General features: G+C 52.0%; 9 protein-coding genes. 6 read left to right on the top strand and 3 right to left on the bottom strand.

What is annotated here, in order from left to right; genetic code table 11:
- Positions 1 to 37: 37 nt before the first annotated feature.
- Both BUE76_RS22780 and BUE76_RS22775 read left to right on the top strand, forming a co-directional pair.
- On the top strand, positions 38 to 961 hold the full coding sequence (locus tag BUE76_RS22780) for an RraA family protein (RefSeq protein ID WP_073041641.1): 924 nt from the start codon (positions 38 to 40) through the stop codon (positions 959 to 961).
- Between the two features lie 170 nt (positions 962 to 1,131).
- Entirely contained in the window at positions 1,132 to 3,291 is a 2,160-nt protein-coding gene (locus BUE76_RS22775; RefSeq protein WP_073042103.1) for a glycoside hydrolase family 20 zincin-like fold domain-containing protein, read from the top strand.
- Between the two features lie 305 nt (positions 3,292 to 3,596).
- Here the strand turns inward: BUE76_RS22775 and BUE76_RS22770 are convergent, their stop codons facing one another.
- The gene (locus BUE76_RS22770) at positions 3,597 to 5,540 is read right to left on the bottom strand and encodes an SMP-30/gluconolactonase/LRE family protein (RefSeq protein WP_073041643.1); all 1,944 of its coding nucleotides are present in this window, start codon (positions 5,538 to 5,540) and stop codon (positions 3,597 to 3,599) included.
- A gap of 155 nt (positions 5,541 to 5,695) precedes the next feature.
- Between BUE76_RS22770 and BUE76_RS22765 the strand changes: the two genes are divergently transcribed.
- The 4 genes from BUE76_RS22765 (at position 5,696) to BUE76_RS22745 (ending at position 14,175) form a co-directional block, all read left to right on the top strand.
- Positions 5,696 to 6,034 (top strand): hypothetical protein, encoded by a 339-nt coding sequence (locus tag BUE76_RS22765; RefSeq protein ID WP_073041644.1) that lies wholly within the window; start codon positions 5,696 to 5,698, stop codon positions 6,032 to 6,034.
- Between the two features lie 340 nt (positions 6,035 to 6,374).
- The gene (locus BUE76_RS22760; protein WP_083596429.1) at positions 6,375 to 8,633 is read left to right on the top strand and encodes an outer membrane protein assembly factor BamB family protein; all 2,259 of its coding nucleotides are present in this window, start codon (positions 6,375 to 6,377) and stop codon (positions 8,631 to 8,633) included.
- A gap of 542 nt (positions 8,634 to 9,175) precedes the next feature.
- Positions 9,176 to 12,364: a SusC/RagA family TonB-linked outer membrane protein gene (locus tag BUE76_RS22750; protein ID WP_073041648.1), complete on the top strand. Its 3,189-nt coding sequence runs from the start codon at positions 9,176 to 9,178 to the stop codon at positions 12,362 to 12,364.
- A gap of 17 nt (positions 12,365 to 12,381) precedes the next feature.
- Positions 12,382 to 14,175: a RagB/SusD family nutrient uptake outer membrane protein gene (locus BUE76_RS22745; RefSeq protein ID WP_073041650.1), complete on the top strand. Its 1,794-nt coding sequence runs from the start codon at positions 12,382 to 12,384 to the stop codon at positions 14,173 to 14,175.
- Positions 14,176 to 14,570: 395 nt separating this feature from the next.
- Here BUE76_RS22745 and BUE76_RS22740 read toward each other — a convergent pair whose 3' ends face one another.
- Together BUE76_RS22740 and BUE76_RS22735 are read right to left on the bottom strand one after the other, a co-directional pair.
- Positions 14,571 to 15,779 carry a cupin domain-containing protein gene (locus BUE76_RS22740; RefSeq protein WP_073041652.1) on the bottom strand — a complete coding sequence of 403 codons (1,209 nt, stop codon included), beginning with the start codon at positions 15,777 to 15,779 and terminating at the stop codon, positions 14,571 to 14,573.
- A 26-nt stretch (positions 15,780 to 15,805) separates the two neighbouring features.
- Positions 15,806 to 17,416 (bottom strand): aldehyde dehydrogenase (NADP(+)), encoded by a 1,611-nt coding sequence (locus tag BUE76_RS22735; protein WP_073042107.1) that lies wholly within the window; start codon positions 17,414 to 17,416, stop codon positions 15,806 to 15,808.
- Positions 17,417 to 17,562: the final 146 nt, after the last annotated feature.

Below are 17,562 nucleotides of genomic sequence, written 5' to 3'. Positions count from 1 at the left end.
ACCCTTGTTTTGAGATACGATCTAAAGAAATTTACCGATGAAGCTTAAGCTTGTTTTTACCCTCCTGTTTGCATCGCTGTTGGTTGTACAGGCAACCAAGGCACAAACCATATCCAAAGAAGAACTTATTTTCCTTACCTCCGAGTGGAAAGGTGAACGCTTTGCCGATGGCCGTCCGAAGCTGCCCGATGAAATTTTGGAAAGGGCCAGGAAGATTTACATCGACGATGCCTGGACCGTACTGAAGAACGAAGGATACCTTAATCAGTTTGAAGGCAACTGGAAGATGGTGCATGATACCGGGTTCACCGGCCGTGCGGTAACGGCCATGTACCTGCCCAGCAGGCCCGATGTAGAAAAAAACATCAAGAGCCGCGGCGCCAGACAGGGCAGAACCGGCAATACCAACGCCTGGCCCATCGATGCACTTACCAGGGGCGATCTCTATGTGGCCGATGCCTTTGGTAAGATCAGCGGTGGCGGCATCATGGGCGCAACGCTCGCCAATTCCATTTTTGCCAAGTCGGGCAATGGCGTGGTGTTCGATGGTGCTGCAAGGGACCTGGCGGAACTGAGTAAGATCAGGGGTTTCAATGCATTTGTACGCGATTTCCATCCTTCGTTTACCGAAGAAATGGTGCTCATGGGATTGAACACACCCATCCGCATCGGGCCCGCCATTGTGCTGCCCGGCGACCTGGTGATTGTGCAAAAAGAAGGCGTGTTGTTTGTGCCCGCACATATGGCGGAGCAGGTGGTGAGCACCGCCGAGTTCGTGATCCGCAAAGACCAGTTTGGATTTGAAATGGTACGCACCGGCAAATACACCACCGGACAGATCGACAGCCAGTGGCCCGATGAAATTAAAGCTGCTTTCCTGCAATGGCTGGACAAGCACCCGGAGCTGGGTAAGATGACCCGCGCCGAGCTGGACAAGATGATGAGCAAAAGAACCTGGTAGCTTGTGCTTGATCGCTGCTTTTAATTTGCATTGGCATGGAGCGGCTTGTTCAGCGGCAAACATCATTGCGACGCCGTGAGCTAAAGGTGGCGCCATTTATTCTTTTAATATTCAGGTACATTCACTTTTCGTAGTTGCTGCCTACAGTTTTAGCATTGCGCCACATGTTTATGAATAAGAATTCCTGCTTGCTGATCGTTGCCCTTTTGGGATGCTGTTCTTTCGTGTTTTCTCAGGCGGTGCAAATCCATTACGATAAAACATCGCCACTGGCAAGCTATGCTGCGGAACTGCTGGGAAAAGCAATCAGGGGAAAAGGCTACACCTTAAGCAGCACGCAACCCAGGATTGCGATCAGTATTGCTGCAAACGCCCCAAAGCTTGGCGAAGAGGCTTATGCCATCAGTGGCAATGGCCATAAGATAACGGTAAGCGGTGGCGATTACCGCGGGATGATCTATGGCTGTTTATCGCTTGCTGAAAAGGTGCGGAACGGCGGAAGGCTGGAAGCCATCAAGACGCTCAGCGAAAAGCCACGCTATGCGCTTCGGGCCATCAAGTTCGACCTGCCCTGGGACACTTACCGGCACAGCGATGCCCTCGACCTGCACTACGAAACCTGCAAGGATCTCGCTTACTGGGAAGCTTTCCTCGACATGATGGTGGAGAACCGCATCAACGCACTAACGCTGTGGAACCTGCATCCCTACACCTTTATGATCAGGCCGAAGAGTTTCCCGGAGGCATCGCCCTTTTCAGATGCGGAATTGCAGGAATGGAAGACGCTCTTTGCAGGCATCTTTCGCATGGCGAAGGAACGTGCACTTGATACCTATATCATCCCGTTCAACATCTTTGTAAGCCCCGCGTTTTCAAAGGCGCACAACGTGGCCATGGACAACCTGCAGCACGACTTTTTTGTAAAGGGCGACACCTCGGAACTGGTAAAGCGCTATACCCGAGAATGCGTGGCGCAAATGCTGCAGGAGTACCCAGGAATCACCGGGATGGGACTGACGCTGGGCGAAGGCATGGGCGGTATGACACCTGAAGAACGTGAGGCGTGGATGAAGGAAACCATCATAGAAGGCATGCGCTTATCGGGTCGCAAGTTGAAGCTGATTCACCGCATTCCATTTTCCAGCACCACCAACTCGCTGGGAGTAACCAGTGTCGAAACCGAACGGCTCACCCGCAAGGAGATAGCAGCACAGGGACAGTTGTCCTTTTTGCAGCCGCCCATCTTTGCCGATTTAAAATACAACTGGTCGCATGCACACTCCACGCCAACGCTGGTGAAAGTACACGGTGGTAAACTGTACGACACCTATTTCAAGCCGGAGCCGCAGAACTACAAGATCAATTGGACGGCCCGCAACGAAGATTTCTTTTGTCTGCGCTGGGGCGTACCCGATTTTGTGCGTTCCCATATTGCCACCAACGCCCAGCCCTATGTGGGTGGTTATATGATCGGGTCGGAAACCTATATACCTGCCAAGGATTATTTTACCAGGCCCGGTATTGCCGTCAACTGGAAATATGCTTTTGAGCGGCAATGGCTGTTCTACAAAATATGGGGCCGGCTCCTGTACAATCCCCAAACGCCGGACGCTGTTTTTCAATCGGCTTTTCTGCAACGCTATGGCAAAGAAGGAACAAACCTGCTGCAGGCCTTTTCATTGGCCGGCAAAACGCCTTTGCGTCTGGGTTCGCTTTTTGATTTCACCATGGACCTTACCCTGTACTCCGAAGGGTTTATGGCGTTGGATGATAAGGTGAAAAGGGTGGAATACATTTCTGTTGACCGGCTGATTGACCAGCCGGTGACCGATCCCAACTACGTATCGGTAGCAGCTTATGTAAAAGCGGCAGCAGCGAAACAGTCATTTGCAACAAATAAGGTTACGCCGCCCAAACTTGCCGCCATGCTCGAACAGGATTGTGCCGAAGCACTCCGACTGGTTAAAGGCATCAATACCTCAGGTAATCCTGCCTTGCCGTTCGAAGTTGCCGATGTGCAGGCATGGGCCTACATGGGATTGCATTTTGCGGAGAAAATAAAGGGTGCCGTTGCCCTGCAAGCCTACCGTACAAAAGGTGGTGCAGCCAACAAGCAAAAAGCGATCATGCATCTGGAAGCAGCCCTCAAGTATTGGGATGAAGTGGTGCGCATCACCCGCCCGCTGTACAACGACATGCCGCTGGTGCACCTGAGCGAACAGAACGGTGTGCGCTCCGAAGAAAACAAGCACCTGCTTTTCCATTGGGAAAAGATCCGGCCTGATGTGGCGAAAGATGTGGAAGTGGCAAGGGCCGCAACCAATGAGTAATACCAATTTGAAAAAAGCTGTGGAAAAGCTGCAAGCATTAAGCTCCAAGCTACAAGTATTTCCCATGGGTGCTTAATCCACACATAAAATGAAAATGGGATAAATAGTCTTTTGTAAGAAGAATCCATCGGTCCGGTTTAGTTATAAACTCAGCGTCCTTTGCGTCACCTCTTTGCGTTCTTTGCGAGACAAAAAAGAGTATCGCAAAGAACGCTAAATAAAACGCAAAGAGCGCCAAGGCATATGTCACAAAAAAAGCCGCCTGCACTCAATCGTACCAGGCGGTTATGCTTACATATCAAAACTTACAGGTAATTCACAAAGCCCTGCATATTGGTGCGGATCTTATACACCTTGCTGTAGCTAACAATGAACAGGGTCTTCATATCGCTGTCGCCAAAGCATAGGCTTACGGGAAAGGATGGAAGATTGATCATGCCCACATAAGCACCCTTTTCATTGAAGATCTGTACACCGCAATAGGTGGCCACATATAGGTTGCCCAGCTTATCGATGGCCATGCCATCGGCACTGGAAGATTTGCCTTTTCTGTCCAATACCGTTTCCGGCAGCACCAGCTGTGCAAACTTGCGGCCGTTGCTGATGGTGCCGTTTGCCTGCACATCATAAGCCCAGATGAAATTGTCCTTGTCGCTTTTTACCGGGTACCAGCTTTCGTCATCATAGCAGTTGTTGATGAACAATGTTTTGCCGTCGGGCGAAAGCACAATGCCGTTGGGCATGGCAAACTCGTTGGGCTTGGTGATCCGGGTGATCTTACCACCAGGCGAAACATAATAAACGGCCCTGCCCGGCTGGAACTTTTCGGCCTCCATCGTAAACTGCGGGTCGGTGAAATAGAAGCCGCCCTTAGCGTCGGTGATCACATCGTTGGGCCCATCAATGGGCCTGCCTTCAAACTTATCAGCAACCACCCGCACCACTTCGCCTTTAGTAGTCATTTCCACCACCCGGTGGCCCATCATGTCGCATACCAGCAGGTTGCCGTTCTTGTAAGGATAGAGCCCGTTGGTTTGCATTTTGCCTTCCGAAATATTGCGGTAGCTGCCATCAGGATCAAGCGCCACCAGCGAGCTCCTTTTTGGGTTGGCACCGAAGTTCTCGTCGAAATACATATTGGAGAAATAGACCTTACCCCCCATCCACTTCGGCCCTTCGGTAAAGGTGAGTTCGGGTTTAGTCTTCTTACCGTCTACTACCAGTTCCAGTTTGGCGTTTTGGGGAATGATGGCATTGAATGCGGTTTTGCCGGTTTTTTCTTTTTGGAGGTAATCGGCACGGGCGGGCCAGAAAATATCCAGCGCATCGCAGCCAAGCTCGCCGATGCGGGCGCCATGTACCATGTTGGCTGGGATGCGCACCACGTCGCCAGCCTTCATGGCCTGCTCGCCATCCAGCAGTATCTCGTTGCACGCACCGCGCAGCACCAGCATCATCTGTTCTTCGGGGTGAATATGGTGGGGGAAAACAGAATTGGGATCCATTGAGATAAAACTCAGTTGCACATTCTTTGCCGATACCAGCCTTGATGCGGCGCCTGTTGCCAGGGGCGTCAGCTGGATATCATAAAGGTCATACACCTTGCGCGGCTCAATATTGGGCGCCAGTGCCGCTTTAATATCTGCTACCTGTGCCGGCAGGTTTTGTACACCAGCCTTTTGCAGATAATCAAGCCGGAAAGGACTGTATACTTCCAGCAGTTTTGCTCCCGAAGCACCGGCGGTGACGGCACTCCTTGTTCCTTTTTCCAAATACACAAAGTCCATCTTTGGCGTACCGCTATGCCTGCCATCAGGGGCTTCTCTTTTTCTTGCGGTCATGGCTGCCGGTGAACCGTCAACCGATTGGTTGATGGTACCTTCCAACACAAACAGCAGGCGGTCGGCAGGCAAGGTTTCTTCCCTGATGGTGGCATTCGGTGCCAGCTGCAGGGTGCTGACCATTACGCCGGTTCCCCAAAACATTTTTGCGCTTATTCCAGGGTATAGTGCAACGCTATCCAGCTTTGTAAGACCGGTTACCTGGGCCGGTTCCAGGTTGGTGTTAACGGATGTGGCAGGCAGTGCCGGCAATGGCCTTTCGGTAAGCTTGTGTTGTGCAATCAGTTCCTTGTTTTTCTTTTCCCAACCGGCGGCAGCACCGGAGGAAGAAGTGCATTTTGTAAACGCCAGCACGGTGAGTATAAGGAGGCCATAGCAAACCTTGTTTTGCAATCGTGTTGCCCTCATAAAGTTTTGATTTTTTAGTACCGGATTGGAAAATAGTTATTTCGGAACACCGGCCTGTCTAGTATTTAACGGCGGATTATATTGAACGTTTTTGAATATGCGGCGTACTATTTTTAATCGTCCCCATTCAATTACCCAACCAAAATTTGTTTGCCATGAAATTGCTCTTCACCTTTTTTCTGCTTGTTGGAAGTTTTACCTCTTTTGCACAAAATGCTATTGATGGAAGTTGGAAAGGAACCCGCGAAACCCCCAACGGTACATTTGAAGTCAACTATACCTTTAAGGTTGAAGGAAAAGACCTGACCGGTACCTGGAAGACCCAGTTTGGGGAGTCCAAGCTGGAGAATGGAAAGATCGATGGTAAGAAGTTTTCCTACAGCATATCTTTCAACGATATGAAACTGGATTATACCGGCGAGGTTGTCAACGAAAACGAAGTGACCGTGAAAAGTGAAAGAGGGGAGATGAAGCTTACCAAGGTTAAGCCCTAAAGCCTTCGCCTTCATTTATTACCAGAAAGCTGTGTCCCGTTATTGAAGCAGTATCAAAGCTGGAAGCACTCAAGTCAACAGGCAAAACCAAAGAACAGGCTTTCGGCCGTAGCAACTACTTTATTGCCTGTTGATTTAAGTAGTACCACCAGCTAAAACCCTGCTCCTGTCCTTTCCGTTCGTTCCTGGTTGGCTATTGGCAACCAAAACTAAATGAGCATTTACCCAATAAGGCCCCTGGTGTTTCGCCATAACTAACCGGGGGCCTTCCTTAGTTCAAGGATTGCATCAGGGCTGCTTCCACTGCCTGCTGCTGTATAGTTTTTCAAACGATTGTTACATGATACGGAACCGATTGCCTGCCAGGATCAACCTTGTCATTATTGCTCTGGTGTCCTTTTTTGCCTATGCCGCTGTGGATACAAATAAGTTGGCGGACTCACATGCCACCTGGAACCATTACAGCGGCGGGCCCGACCAGTCCAAATATTTTGAAGGCACGCAATTCACCAAGGAGAACGTTAGCCAGCTGCAGGTAGCGTGGGTGTATCCTACCATGGATTCTGCCTTTAATTTTTTCAGTCCCATCGTGGTAGATACCATCATGTATGTGATGGCAAAAAACGCCTCGCTGGTGGCCATTCATGCCGAAACGGGAAAAGAGCTTTGGATACATGCCAACCTGCAGGGACTTACCCGCAGGGGCATCAATTATTGGGAAAGTAAAGACCGCAAGGACCGGCGCTTATTGTTTACCCTCAACAACACCCTGCAGGCTATTGATGCCCTTACCGGCAAATCGATCCTGAGCTTTGGAACAGGTGGGTACGTGGACATGCGCAAGGCACTGGACCGCGAGCCCAGTTCTATCCGAAGGATGCAGTCGATGATGCCCGGCGTGGTGTACCAGGACCTGATCATCATGGGTTCGGCACCGGGCGAAAGTTATTTCTCCGCACCCGGTCATATCAGGGCTTACAATGTAGTAACCGGTAAGCTTGCCTGGGTGTTTCATACCATACCCCATCCAGGTGAATATGGCTATGAAACATGGCCGAAAGACGCTTATAAATATGTGGGCGGTGCCAATGTATGGAGCGAAATGTCGGTAGATGAAAAGCGGGGTATTGTATACCTGCCCATCGGTTCGCCTACCTATGATTTTTATGGTGCCGACAGGCTTGGGAGCAATCTTTTTGGCAATAGCCTGGTGGCCCTCGATGCCCGCACGGGCAAGCGCATCTGGCATTTTCAAACCGTGCACCACGACCTTTGGGATTATGACCTGGCTTCCGCGCCACAACTGATTACCGTAAACCGCAACGGCAGGCAGATAGATGCCGTAGCTGTTGCCACGAAGCACGGGTTTGTTTTTGTTTTTGATCGTGTTACCGGTAAGCCTGTATTCCCGATCTTGGAAAAGCCTTTCCCTGCCAGCAAGATGCCCGGTGAGAAAGCATGGCCCACGCAGCCCATTCCAAGTTTACCCAGCTTTACCAGGCACCAGGTGACCAAAGACATGGTGAACCCTTATCTCACGGAAGAGGAAAAACAAAAGTGGTACAAGCGCATCGACGCTGCCAAATCGGGTCTGTACATACCGCCTTCCGACCAGTACGAAACCATCATGCTGCCCGGTGCACTGGGAGGCGCCAACTTTGGCAATACCGCTTCCAATCCTGCCAGGGGCATGATGTATATCCTGGCGCAGGAATATCCTTCGGTGTACAAACTGGAACGGGTAAAATCGCCTACTGAGCTGATGTCGAAGGGAGAGGTGCAAAAAGCAAAAACACTGATTGCTACTACCTGCCGCTCCTGCCATGGCGACAACCTCACAGGCCGCGGCATTGCACCGAATATTGTGACAGCGGGGCAACGGATGACCCTCGATGAATTCAAAACCCTGCTCACCGTAGGCCGCGGGCAGATGCCCGGCTTTGCGCATGTGGACGATCAAAGTGCTGCCGCAATCTTCCGCTATCTGGGCGGTAATCCTGCTGTAAGATTCATGGGTCCGCGCCGCGATCAATCCAACAAAATGCCTGCAGGCCCGGTGGTGGCTTCGGGTGGTGCACCGGTGAGCCCCGATGTTGCACCCCAGGCGCCCATGTCCGAATACCCTGCAGGCGTGCCACACCCGGCAAACCGCTACACTACCGACTATGGCACGGCCTGGCCCAACCTATTGGGGCCGCCCTGGGCTTGGGTGATTGCCTATGACCTCAATACCGGAACCATCAAATGGAAACAGCCCCTTGGTGAAGATTCCATCACTGCGGTAAAAGGCGATAAGTTGGCAGGTGCTGTGAACGGCTCGCAACGCAAAGGCATTATCGTTACTTCCACCGGTATGTTGTTCTGCACCGGCAAGGGCGGGAAGTTGTACGCCTATGATGCGGACAATGGCAAGCCGTTGTGGGAAACAACTTTAAGCCATGAGTCCAACGCGCAACCCATCATGTATGCACTCAATGGCAAACAGTACGTGGTGGTAAATGCAACCAACAGTTTTGCAAAGGGAAGTTTCGATCATTCCAAAAAGCCCGGTGCATTGCCGCGGGGATACGTGGTGTATGCACTGCCCGATAAGCGTTGATACGGAATGAACAGCTGGTACTGTACTTGACGATAAATGCGATAACGCTTGTTTTTGTGCCCCGCCATTACTGCGGCAATCCTTTGTAGTGCCGGGTTTTAACGATGCTTGTTTGCCGCTGCAGTTTGGTCTTGCCAACTGTTGCAACCTGATTGCGTGCCACCGTTTTTGCAGCGGAAGCATTAAGACAGCATCTGCATACCTGGCCACCTGGTATCAGACCCGCACCACATCCTTACCCATGCGCAGCATGCTTTGGGCAACACCTGCCAAAGACATTACCCCTTACCCAAGCGATACCCTGTTTTTATATAGTGCATAAGGCTGGAGCCCCGCCCGCGTGCTGCCAGCAAGTGCGGTTATTGAGTGCGCCCTTACCAACAAAAAGCCAACAGACAGGCCATAAGCAACTATTTCGTATAACCTAAAAACCAATTGATGTCATGAAGTAAATCAACCAACACCTTGGAGCATGCTACAAATGTTCCGCTAACGATTGTCAGCGCTAGACGCGCCATTAACTAACAACATCATCAATTTTTATGAGAAAATTCATTGCTAAGCCTTCAGGGTTAGACAAGGCATTTCTTATTAAGCCACTGCTTGTTTTATTCCTGGCAGGCAGCCATGGAGCCGCATTTGCAAAAGACCGGATCGGGAAAGAACCGACCCGCAACAACTACGCTTTCACCGTGCGGGGAAAGGTTACCGACGACAGTGGGAACTCGCTCAGCCGGGCCACCATTACGGAGAAAGGCACCAGCAACACCACCAGTTCGGATGCCGAAGGCAATTTTACCATCAATGTACAGGGACAGGAAGCAGTATTGGTTGTAACCTTTGTGGGTTATGGCTCCAAGGAGATCGCCGTAAAGGGTGCAACTACAGGCCTCCTTGTGCAAATGAGCACCAGCAGCAACGCCATGGAATCGGTAATCGTGGTGGGTTATGGTACACAGAAGAAAGTATCATCCACGGCGGCTGTATCCACCGTTAAGGGCAGCCAGCTTGCCGCCGTTCCTGCAGCCAATATCTCCAACTCACTTGCAGGCCGTGCTACGGGTATCATCACCCGCGCCAATGGCGGCCGTCCCGGTGCCGACAATGCCACCATCACCATCCGCGGTGCGGCCACTACCGGCAACAGCGCCCCACTGGTAGTGGTAGATGGTGTGATCCGCAACAACATCAATGAAGTAGATCCCAATAACATCGAAAGCGTGTCTGTACTGAAAGATGCGGCAGCTGTAGCTCCTTTCGGGCTGGGAGGTGCAAACGGGGTGATCCTCATTACCACCAAGCGTGGCACTACCGGTGCACCCACTATCAGCTTTGGTGGCTATTTTGGCGACCAGCAGCCCACTTACCTGCCCAAGATGCTTTCGGCGCAGGATTATATGCGGTTGAAAAACGAGGCCTACCGAACAGAGAATCCCCAGGGTACCAACCCGCCTTTTGCGCCTGATTTTATCGATAACTATGCCGCCAACCATGCAAAGGACCCCGACAAATACCCACTCTCGGATGCCTTGAATGATGTGGTGAAAAAACACGCATCCATTTACCAGGGCAACATTCAGGTGCGTGGTGGCGGACAGGCCGTGAAATATTTTGCGGGGCTTAGCTACTTCAAGCAGGATGGTATGTTCGACCGGTCGACCTATGACCGCTACAACTTCAACATCAACCTGGATGTGAATGTAACGCCCACCACCACGGCGCAGTTTTCGCTGAACGGTGCCATGCAAAAAACCACCGATGTGGATGGCGGCACAGGCCAGTTGTTTCGGGGTGTGTACAAGTTTATTCCTGTTGCACCGCTCCGGTTTACCAATGGTTTGTGGGGTGAAAGTTCGGGTAATGCACCGCTGGGTGTGATCAACTCCTCGGGCTATTTCCGCCAGAATACCAACAACCTGCTGAGCACCATCGCCATCGAACAGAAACTGCCTTTTATCAAGGGGCTCAGCGTCAAGGGAACTGCCAACTACGATCCGTATAACTATGTGCAGAAGCAGTGGCACCGCCCGTTCATCTACTGGACGCAAAATACCACGACCACCCCATACTCCTATACTTCCGCTTTCTCTACCCAGGAAAGCAGTGCCGCTACTTTTGCCTGGCTGAACCAGCAATACTGGCAGCAAAACACGCTTACCCTGCAAGGTTTTTTGAACTACAGCAACAGCTTTGGTAAACACGAGTTGACCGGTTTGGCAGTAGCCGAAAGACGCAACTGGAAACAATTTGATTTCAGCGGCCGCCGCAACAATTTTGCAGTAGACATTGATGAATTGTCGCTGGGTAGTTCCAACAAAAACGATTTTGAAAACAGTGGTGCATCGGGCACCGGCAGCCAGGTAGGTTATGTATACCGCGCCAGCTATGCTTACGACAAGCGCTACCTCTTGGAAGCATCGGGCCGTTACGACGGGCACTACTACTTTGCGCCTGGCAAACGCTGGACTTACCTGCCTGCCTTCTCTGCTGGCTGGGTGATCTCGAACGAAAAGTTCTTTGAGCGGGTTCGGTTCATGGACTACCTGAAGCTGCGCGGATCCTGGGGTAAGTCGGGCAATTTGGCCGGCAGTGCTTTCCAGTACCAGAGTGCCTACTCGCTTCGTGGCAATGCCTATGCTTTTGGCGATGGCGCCCTGGTGCAAGGCTCCTTTGTACAACGCGAAAACAACCCCAATATCACCTGGGAAATTGGCACCAAGACCGACTTGGCTGTTGAAGCCAATTTCTGGAAAGGACTGCTGCGGGTAGAAGCCGATTATTTCTACGAAAGAAGGACCGGTATGCTGCTGGCGCCCAACATCATTGTGCCGCAGGAATACGGCCTGTCGCTGGCACAGGAAAACGCCGGTATCATGGACAACCGTGGCGTTGAACTGATGGTGGGAACAACCAAGCGCCTGAAAAATGGATTGCAGTTGTCGCTGGACGCCAACTTCACCTATGCCAAGAACAAACTGGTACAGGTATATGAAAATGCCGTTACCCGAAACGATCCAAGACGGAGCAGGACCGGTCGCCGTAATGGTGCCGTGTTTGGCTACAGATCGCTTGGCCTGTTCACCACCGATGATGATAAGAACAAGGATGGTGTGATCAATGCAACTGATGGTTATAATATCACCCAGTTTGGTACGCTGCGCCCCGGCGATATCCGTTATGCCGACCTGGGTGGCGCCAACGGTACACCCGATGGCAAGATCGACTCCTACGATGAAGCGGAAATAGGCGATCCTCAAACACCGGCCATCATCTATGGTATCAATGCCGCCGCCAGCTGGAAAGGCCTGGATCTTTCCCTGCTGTTCCAGGGCTCCGGTATGTCGAGCTTCAACATCTATGGTTTTATGACTGTAGCGCACCTGAACAACAACAGCAACTCGGCCTACGAGTACTACAACAACAGGTGGACGCCGGACAACCAAAGCTCTAAGTATCCACGCGCTTATTCATCGCCTTCCAACAACAACGGGCAGACCTCGGATTTCTGGCTGATCAACAGTGCTTACCTGCGCCTGAAAACCGCATCACTGGGTTATACACTGCCTAACAACCTGGTGTCGAAACTGCGGATGAAGTCGCTGCGGGTATATGTAACCGGCCAGAACGTTTTCACGTTTGCCAAGCTGAAGTTCACCGATCCGGAAACCATCGGTGAGCAGGGTTACCCCATCCAGAAAACATTTATGGTCGGCTTCAACACCACTTTCTAACGCTAAAGAACCAACAGATGAAATCCATTAAAAAATATATGCTTTACGGGTGCATCCTCACCGCATCGTTTGGTTTGTACGCCTGCGATAAGGACCTGGACAATGAGAACAAAGCGGTTTTGAATGATAATACCCAGTGGGCCTCGGAATCGAATGCGGATATTTTTCTCAATGATGTTTACGACCAGGTGCCCGACCTGTACTCCCAGCCGGAAACACTCGACAATTTCACCGACGACAACGATGCCGGTTTTTACTATGCTTCGTGGAAGTACAAAGATGGCATCCTTGACCCGGCATCTTCCAACTACGGCCTTTTTGGCGGTGGCGCAGTAGGCGTGGCCACCATCAACCGGCACAACTGGGCAGCGCTGTATACGGCCATCCGCAAGTGCAACACCTTTATCCAGCAAACAACCCAGCGCAAGGGCAGCTATTCGGCGGCCTGGTACAACAAGCGGATAGATGAAGCCCGCTTCAACAGGGCTTTTCATTACAGCATCCTTTTCCTGAACTGGGGTGGTGTGCCCCTGATTTTTGACCCGCAAACACGGGCCGACACCGCGAGCCTTTTTGTAAAGCGCAGCACCTATGCCGAGACGCTTGGCTTTCTGACAAGAACGCTCGATACCATTGTTAACAACAAGTACCTGGCTGTAAAATACAACAAGGGCCAGGCCGATGCCGGCAGGGCCACCTTGGGTGCTGCACAGATGCTGAAGGCCTACCTGGAACTGGTGGCTGCCAGCCCTGCTTTCAATGCCACTTCCGCTCCCGGTGGCCCCGATCCCAACAAGGTAGCGGGCTTTGGCAATGTAGATGTAACGCGTTGGGCAACGGCAGCCGCTTCGTTTAAAAAGTTCATGACCGAATGGGGTGGACCCGGCAAGCCCTATAACCTGTTTCCCGAAGACTCAACGCTATGGTATGAAGACAACGAGTACAACTCGGAAGTGATCTTCGACCGGCAGCATGTGGGCAATATCAGGGGGTCCAACTACGAGCAGTATGGTGGCCCTGTTTATATCCTTGGGTCTTATTACACCTGGGGTAATTACAACCCTACACAGGAGCTGGTAGACCAGTTCTTTATGGCTAATGGCAAGCCCATCACCGACCCTGCATCGGGCTATGATCCGCAAAAGCCCTACGTAGGCAGGGAGCGTCGTTTTTACAAGTGGATTGTATACGATGGCGCGCCTTACAAGATGGACTGGATGCCGAAAGAAGATACCATCTATACCCGCATCGATAAGGTAAGGCCTTCGCTGAACCAAATCGATTTTGCCAGCACCGATGTAAGCAATACCGGTTATTATTTCAAGAAAAAGCTGAACCCCAGGAACCGACCGGCTACCGGCCTCAGCGGCGCCAACTACATCTACTTCCGGTATGCCGAAGTGTTGCTGGGCTATGCCGAAGCACAGAACGAAGCAGTAGGCCCCGACCAGTCGGTGTACGATGCCATCAATGCCATCAGGGCCCGTGTAAACCTGCCACCACTGCCCGCAGGCCTGAGCCAGGACCAGATGCGTGATGCCATCCGCCAGGAAAGAAGGGTAGAGCTGTGTTTTGAAAACAAGCGTTTCCATGATATCATCCGCTGGCGGGTAGCCCACCAGGTACTCACCGTGGACCTTTCCGGGATGAAGATCGAGAATACGGTTCCAGGCAATAACAGCGGTGTTTGGACCTATACCAGGGTAGGCTTGAACCATCCGCGTAATTTCAAAATGAAGCAGTACCTGCATCCCATTCCGCAGCAGGCCATTGCACAAAATCCAAAGCTGGTACAGAACCCTGGCTACTAAGGGCAGGACCTGCGAAGCAGCATAAAACATAGGCTTTGATCGTGGCTTACTGTTGAGCAAAAAGAGCCTGTGCAGCAATGCACGGGCTCTTTATTTATGAATAGCGCTACAGGTTTCTGCATATCCCGCAAGTGCCTGGTTCAAACCGCTGGGTGAAGATCCATGCAGCATGCAGGTTTTGTTTTTATTGCAGCGGCCATTTGTTTGTACATTAACATAAAAGCCCCGGAGCTACCGGGGCATTATTGTTAAAGGAATGATATAAGGCTGATTACAATGTTGGAAACAAAAAGATTTCTGCTAAGGGTTTAAGTCGATCAGTGATCAGGCGTAAGGGTAATAAAGTGTAAGAGTGATAAGGGTATAAATAGCCAACGCATAAAAACAGCATTTCATTACCTGCGGTTATCGCCTGCAACCTCGTAGCCACGCCACTTGTACGATTTTGCAAGCCTGGCTGCGGCGGGCCATGCGGCCTTGTGTTGCTCGCTGGCTACCCATTTGCGGCGGTTCTCTTCGGTATCGAAAGATAGCTGCAGTTGGTAGTTGTAGGTCGTTGCTTCTCCTTCAATTTCCTTTTCCAACTGTTCCGGGAAAAGGCGCAGCAGTTTCGACTCCACATACCCTTGTTGCACCATCATGGCAGGCACATACACATTGGTATACATCTGCTCAAAAGCCGCTGCATTTTCTTTAGCTACCACAAAGTCCATCTGCAATACCATTGCCTTGGGCTGGGCTGCTGCCTTGGCGCGGGCAGGCTCTTTTTGTTTGGCAGTGGCAATGCCAATTGCCAGCAGTTCCAGGTCTTCCTTGCCATCGTTGGTAATCTTTACTGCCTCACCTGCAGCGCCATAAAAAGCATCGTCTGTTTTTACAGGTGCCGCATCTGTGTTGATGGCAACGGTTCCCGATCCTTTAAGCACATAGTAGACGGTTTCCAGCCCTTCAAGCTGCCTGCCTGCATTGCTGCCTGCCGGGATAACGAGGTGGTCTACATGGTCCCAGGAAGTGGCAAAAACATCGGGTCCTAAAATGCGGCGGTACTGGATGCCGTTGCCTGCATAAGGTGTGGTGCCGGTGCGCAGGGCCTCCCGCTTCAGCTGGCCCGAAACAAATTGCGGTATGGGGTCCAGTGCAGCGCCCACGCGGTCGTCGCCCAGGTCGAAATTATCGCCACGGCCCTTGGTGGTGCTCACGGCGAAGTTGAGCCAGCGCAGTGTTTTGCCACTGGAATTATAAATACCATGGGCGCTGCCCATTTTGCAGGGCACCACGGCGGGACCTTTTATTTTGGAAGTGCGGCCATTGACGGTAAACTCGGCCTCACCATCAAAGATCACGTACAGCTCCTCGATGGTGTGGTGGAAATGCTGCCCGATACCGGCTTTGTCGGGAATCTCCCCAGCATGGAGGTAGAGCAGGTTGGTGGTTAGTGCCTGGCTACCCAAAAGGCCGGCAAATTTCATCTGGCCTGCGCCGGCATGCACGGCCGATAGTTGCCGGTACTTGGCCGGGTCGTTGTGCACCACCCGTGTGCTGAGGGTTTGCGAAAAGGCATGAAGGCCGGTAATCGTTAGTAACAGAGACAGGACTCTTTTCATGTATGGTGGTTTGGCAAGTTGCTGCTTTAAACGGCAAGGGCTTCTTTTTGCCCAATGGCATCCCTGGTGTGCACACCGTTTACCTTGCGCATGATGCGCAGCGGGTTTTCATCCTTTAAGGCATCGGGCAGAAAAGCCTGCGGGCAGTCCTGGTAACATACCGGCCGCAAAAAGCGGTTAATGGCCTCGGTACCTACCGACGTAAAATGAGCGAAAGTTGTAGCCGGGAAAGGTCCGCCGTGCATCATGGCATGCGACACTTCCACACCGGTGGGCACGCCGTTGTAAATGAGGCGACCTACTTTTTGCACCAGCACATCAACGCTGTCGGCAAACTCCTCCAGGTCGGCCGGTGTTGCCAGTACGGTGCCGGTAAGTTGCCCGTGCAGTTCCTGCAGGGTAGCCCGCAGGTCTGCGGCATCCCTACACACCACTACCAGCGATGCAGGGCCAAATACTTCGTTATGGAGTGTATTGTTCTGTCTGAAATTGGCAGCCGTGGTATAGGCTAGCGAGGCGTTTACTTTATAACCAGTATCACCTTCATTACCTCTCAATACCACCTGTACACCTTCCTGTGTCAGCAGTTGCTGGCGCTCGGTTTGGTAAGCGGCGCAAATGGCCTTGTTCAGCATGGTGGCTGCCGGCACCTGCTCCAGCGCTTGTGCAAGCTTTTGAATAAAAGCATCCGTTTTTTCATCCTGTACCAAAAACAGCAATCCCGGGTTGGTACAAAACTGGCCAACGCCTAAGGTAATGGAGCCGCTCAGTTGGGTGGCAAGGGCATCGGCATCCTGGCTGATCTTGCCCGGCAGCACCAGCACGGGGTTGATGCTGCTCATTTCGGCATAAACGGGAATGGGTTCTTCCCGCTCGTTTACAGCTGCTTTCAAAAGGGCCATGCCGCCACGGAACGAGCCGGTAAAGCCAACGGCTTTTACCTGCGGGTGTTTTACCAGCTGCTGCCCCAGCTGTGCGCCTTCGCCAATAAGGGAGGAAAACACACCATCGGGCATGCCGCACCTTTTTGCAGCACTGATGATGGCGGCAGCCACCAGTTCGTTGGTGCCCAGGTGGGCGCTGTGCGCCTTTACCACTACGGGGCAGCCGGCAGCCAGTGCAGCGGCCGTATCGCCGCCGGCGGTAGAGAAGGCTAACGGAAAATTGCTGGCGGCAAAAACCGCTACCGGGCCAATGGGCAGCATCAACTGCCGCAGGTCGGCCCGGGGCAGGGGCGTGCGGTCGGGCAGGGCCGTATCAATAATGGCATGTACAAAAGAGCCTTCGCGCAGGAGTGCCGCAAACAGGCGGAGCTGGCCCACGGTGCGGGCACGTTCGCCTGTGATGCGGGCTTCGGGCAGCCCTGTTTCGAGGTGTGCCCGTTCAACAAGGGCTGGACCTACCTCCATGATCTCGTCGGCAATTGCTTCCAGGAAAAGGGCCCGGTCGGCGAAGGAAGTCTGCCGGTATCGTTCAAAAGCGGATGTTGCTTTTTGTACCGCCTCGTTTATTTCGTTTTCCGTTGCTACGATAAAATCGCCGGGCAGCTGGTCGTTCAGCACGGTGCTGAAAGCATGGAGTTGTTTTTCGCCTGCTGCTTTGCTGTCGAACCCGATAAAATTATGGCCAAGGAGCATGGTGGAGCGTTTTTTAGATTTGATGATAACCTTTGTGTGCGTATAGAAATATGGGGCGGTTTCTTTTATAAGGCGGTATCTTTCCCAGAACAAGGTATTCTAATCAGCAACAACAATACTTCCATTAAAAACCGGTGTAGGATTAT

Origin of the sequence: Cnuella takakiae, assembly GCF_001953305.1 — a bacterium.
Taxonomy (GTDB): Bacteria; Bacteroidota; Bacteroidia; order Chitinophagales; family Chitinophagaceae; genus Flavisolibacter; species Flavisolibacter takakiae.
This window is presented reverse-complemented; position numbering and strand designations above follow the sequence as displayed.

Coding starts and splice junctions, on each gene's coding strand:
- BUE76_RS22735 (WP_073042107.1), bottom strand. CDS start 17,416: ATGCTCCTTGGCCATAATTTTATCGGGTTCGACAGCAAAGCAGCAGGC.
- BUE76_RS22745 (WP_073041650.1), top strand. CDS start 12,382: ATGAAATCCATTAAAAAATATATGCTTTACGGGTGCATCCTCACCGCA.
- BUE76_RS22775 (WP_073042103.1), top strand. CDS start 1,132: ATGAATAAGAATTCCTGCTTGCTGATCGTTGCCCTTTTGGGATGCTGT.
- BUE76_RS22765 (WP_073041644.1), top strand. CDS start 5,696: ATGAAATTGCTCTTCACCTTTTTTCTGCTTGTTGGAAGTTTTACCTCT.
- BUE76_RS22750 (WP_073041648.1), top strand. CDS start 9,176: ATGAGAAAATTCATTGCTAAGCCTTCAGGGTTAGACAAGGCATTTCTT.
- BUE76_RS22780 (WP_073041641.1), top strand. CDS start 38: ATGAAGCTTAAGCTTGTTTTTACCCTCCTGTTTGCATCGCTGTTGGTT.
- BUE76_RS22740 (WP_073041652.1), bottom strand. CDS start 15,779: ATGAAAAGAGTCCTGTCTCTGTTACTAACGATTACCGGCCTTCATGCC.
- BUE76_RS22760 (WP_083596429.1), top strand. CDS start 6,375: ATGATACGGAACCGATTGCCTGCCAGGATCAACCTTGTCATTATTGCT.
- BUE76_RS22770 (WP_073041643.1), bottom strand. CDS start 5,540: ATGAGGGCAACACGATTGCAAAACAAGGTTTGCTATGGCCTCCTTATA.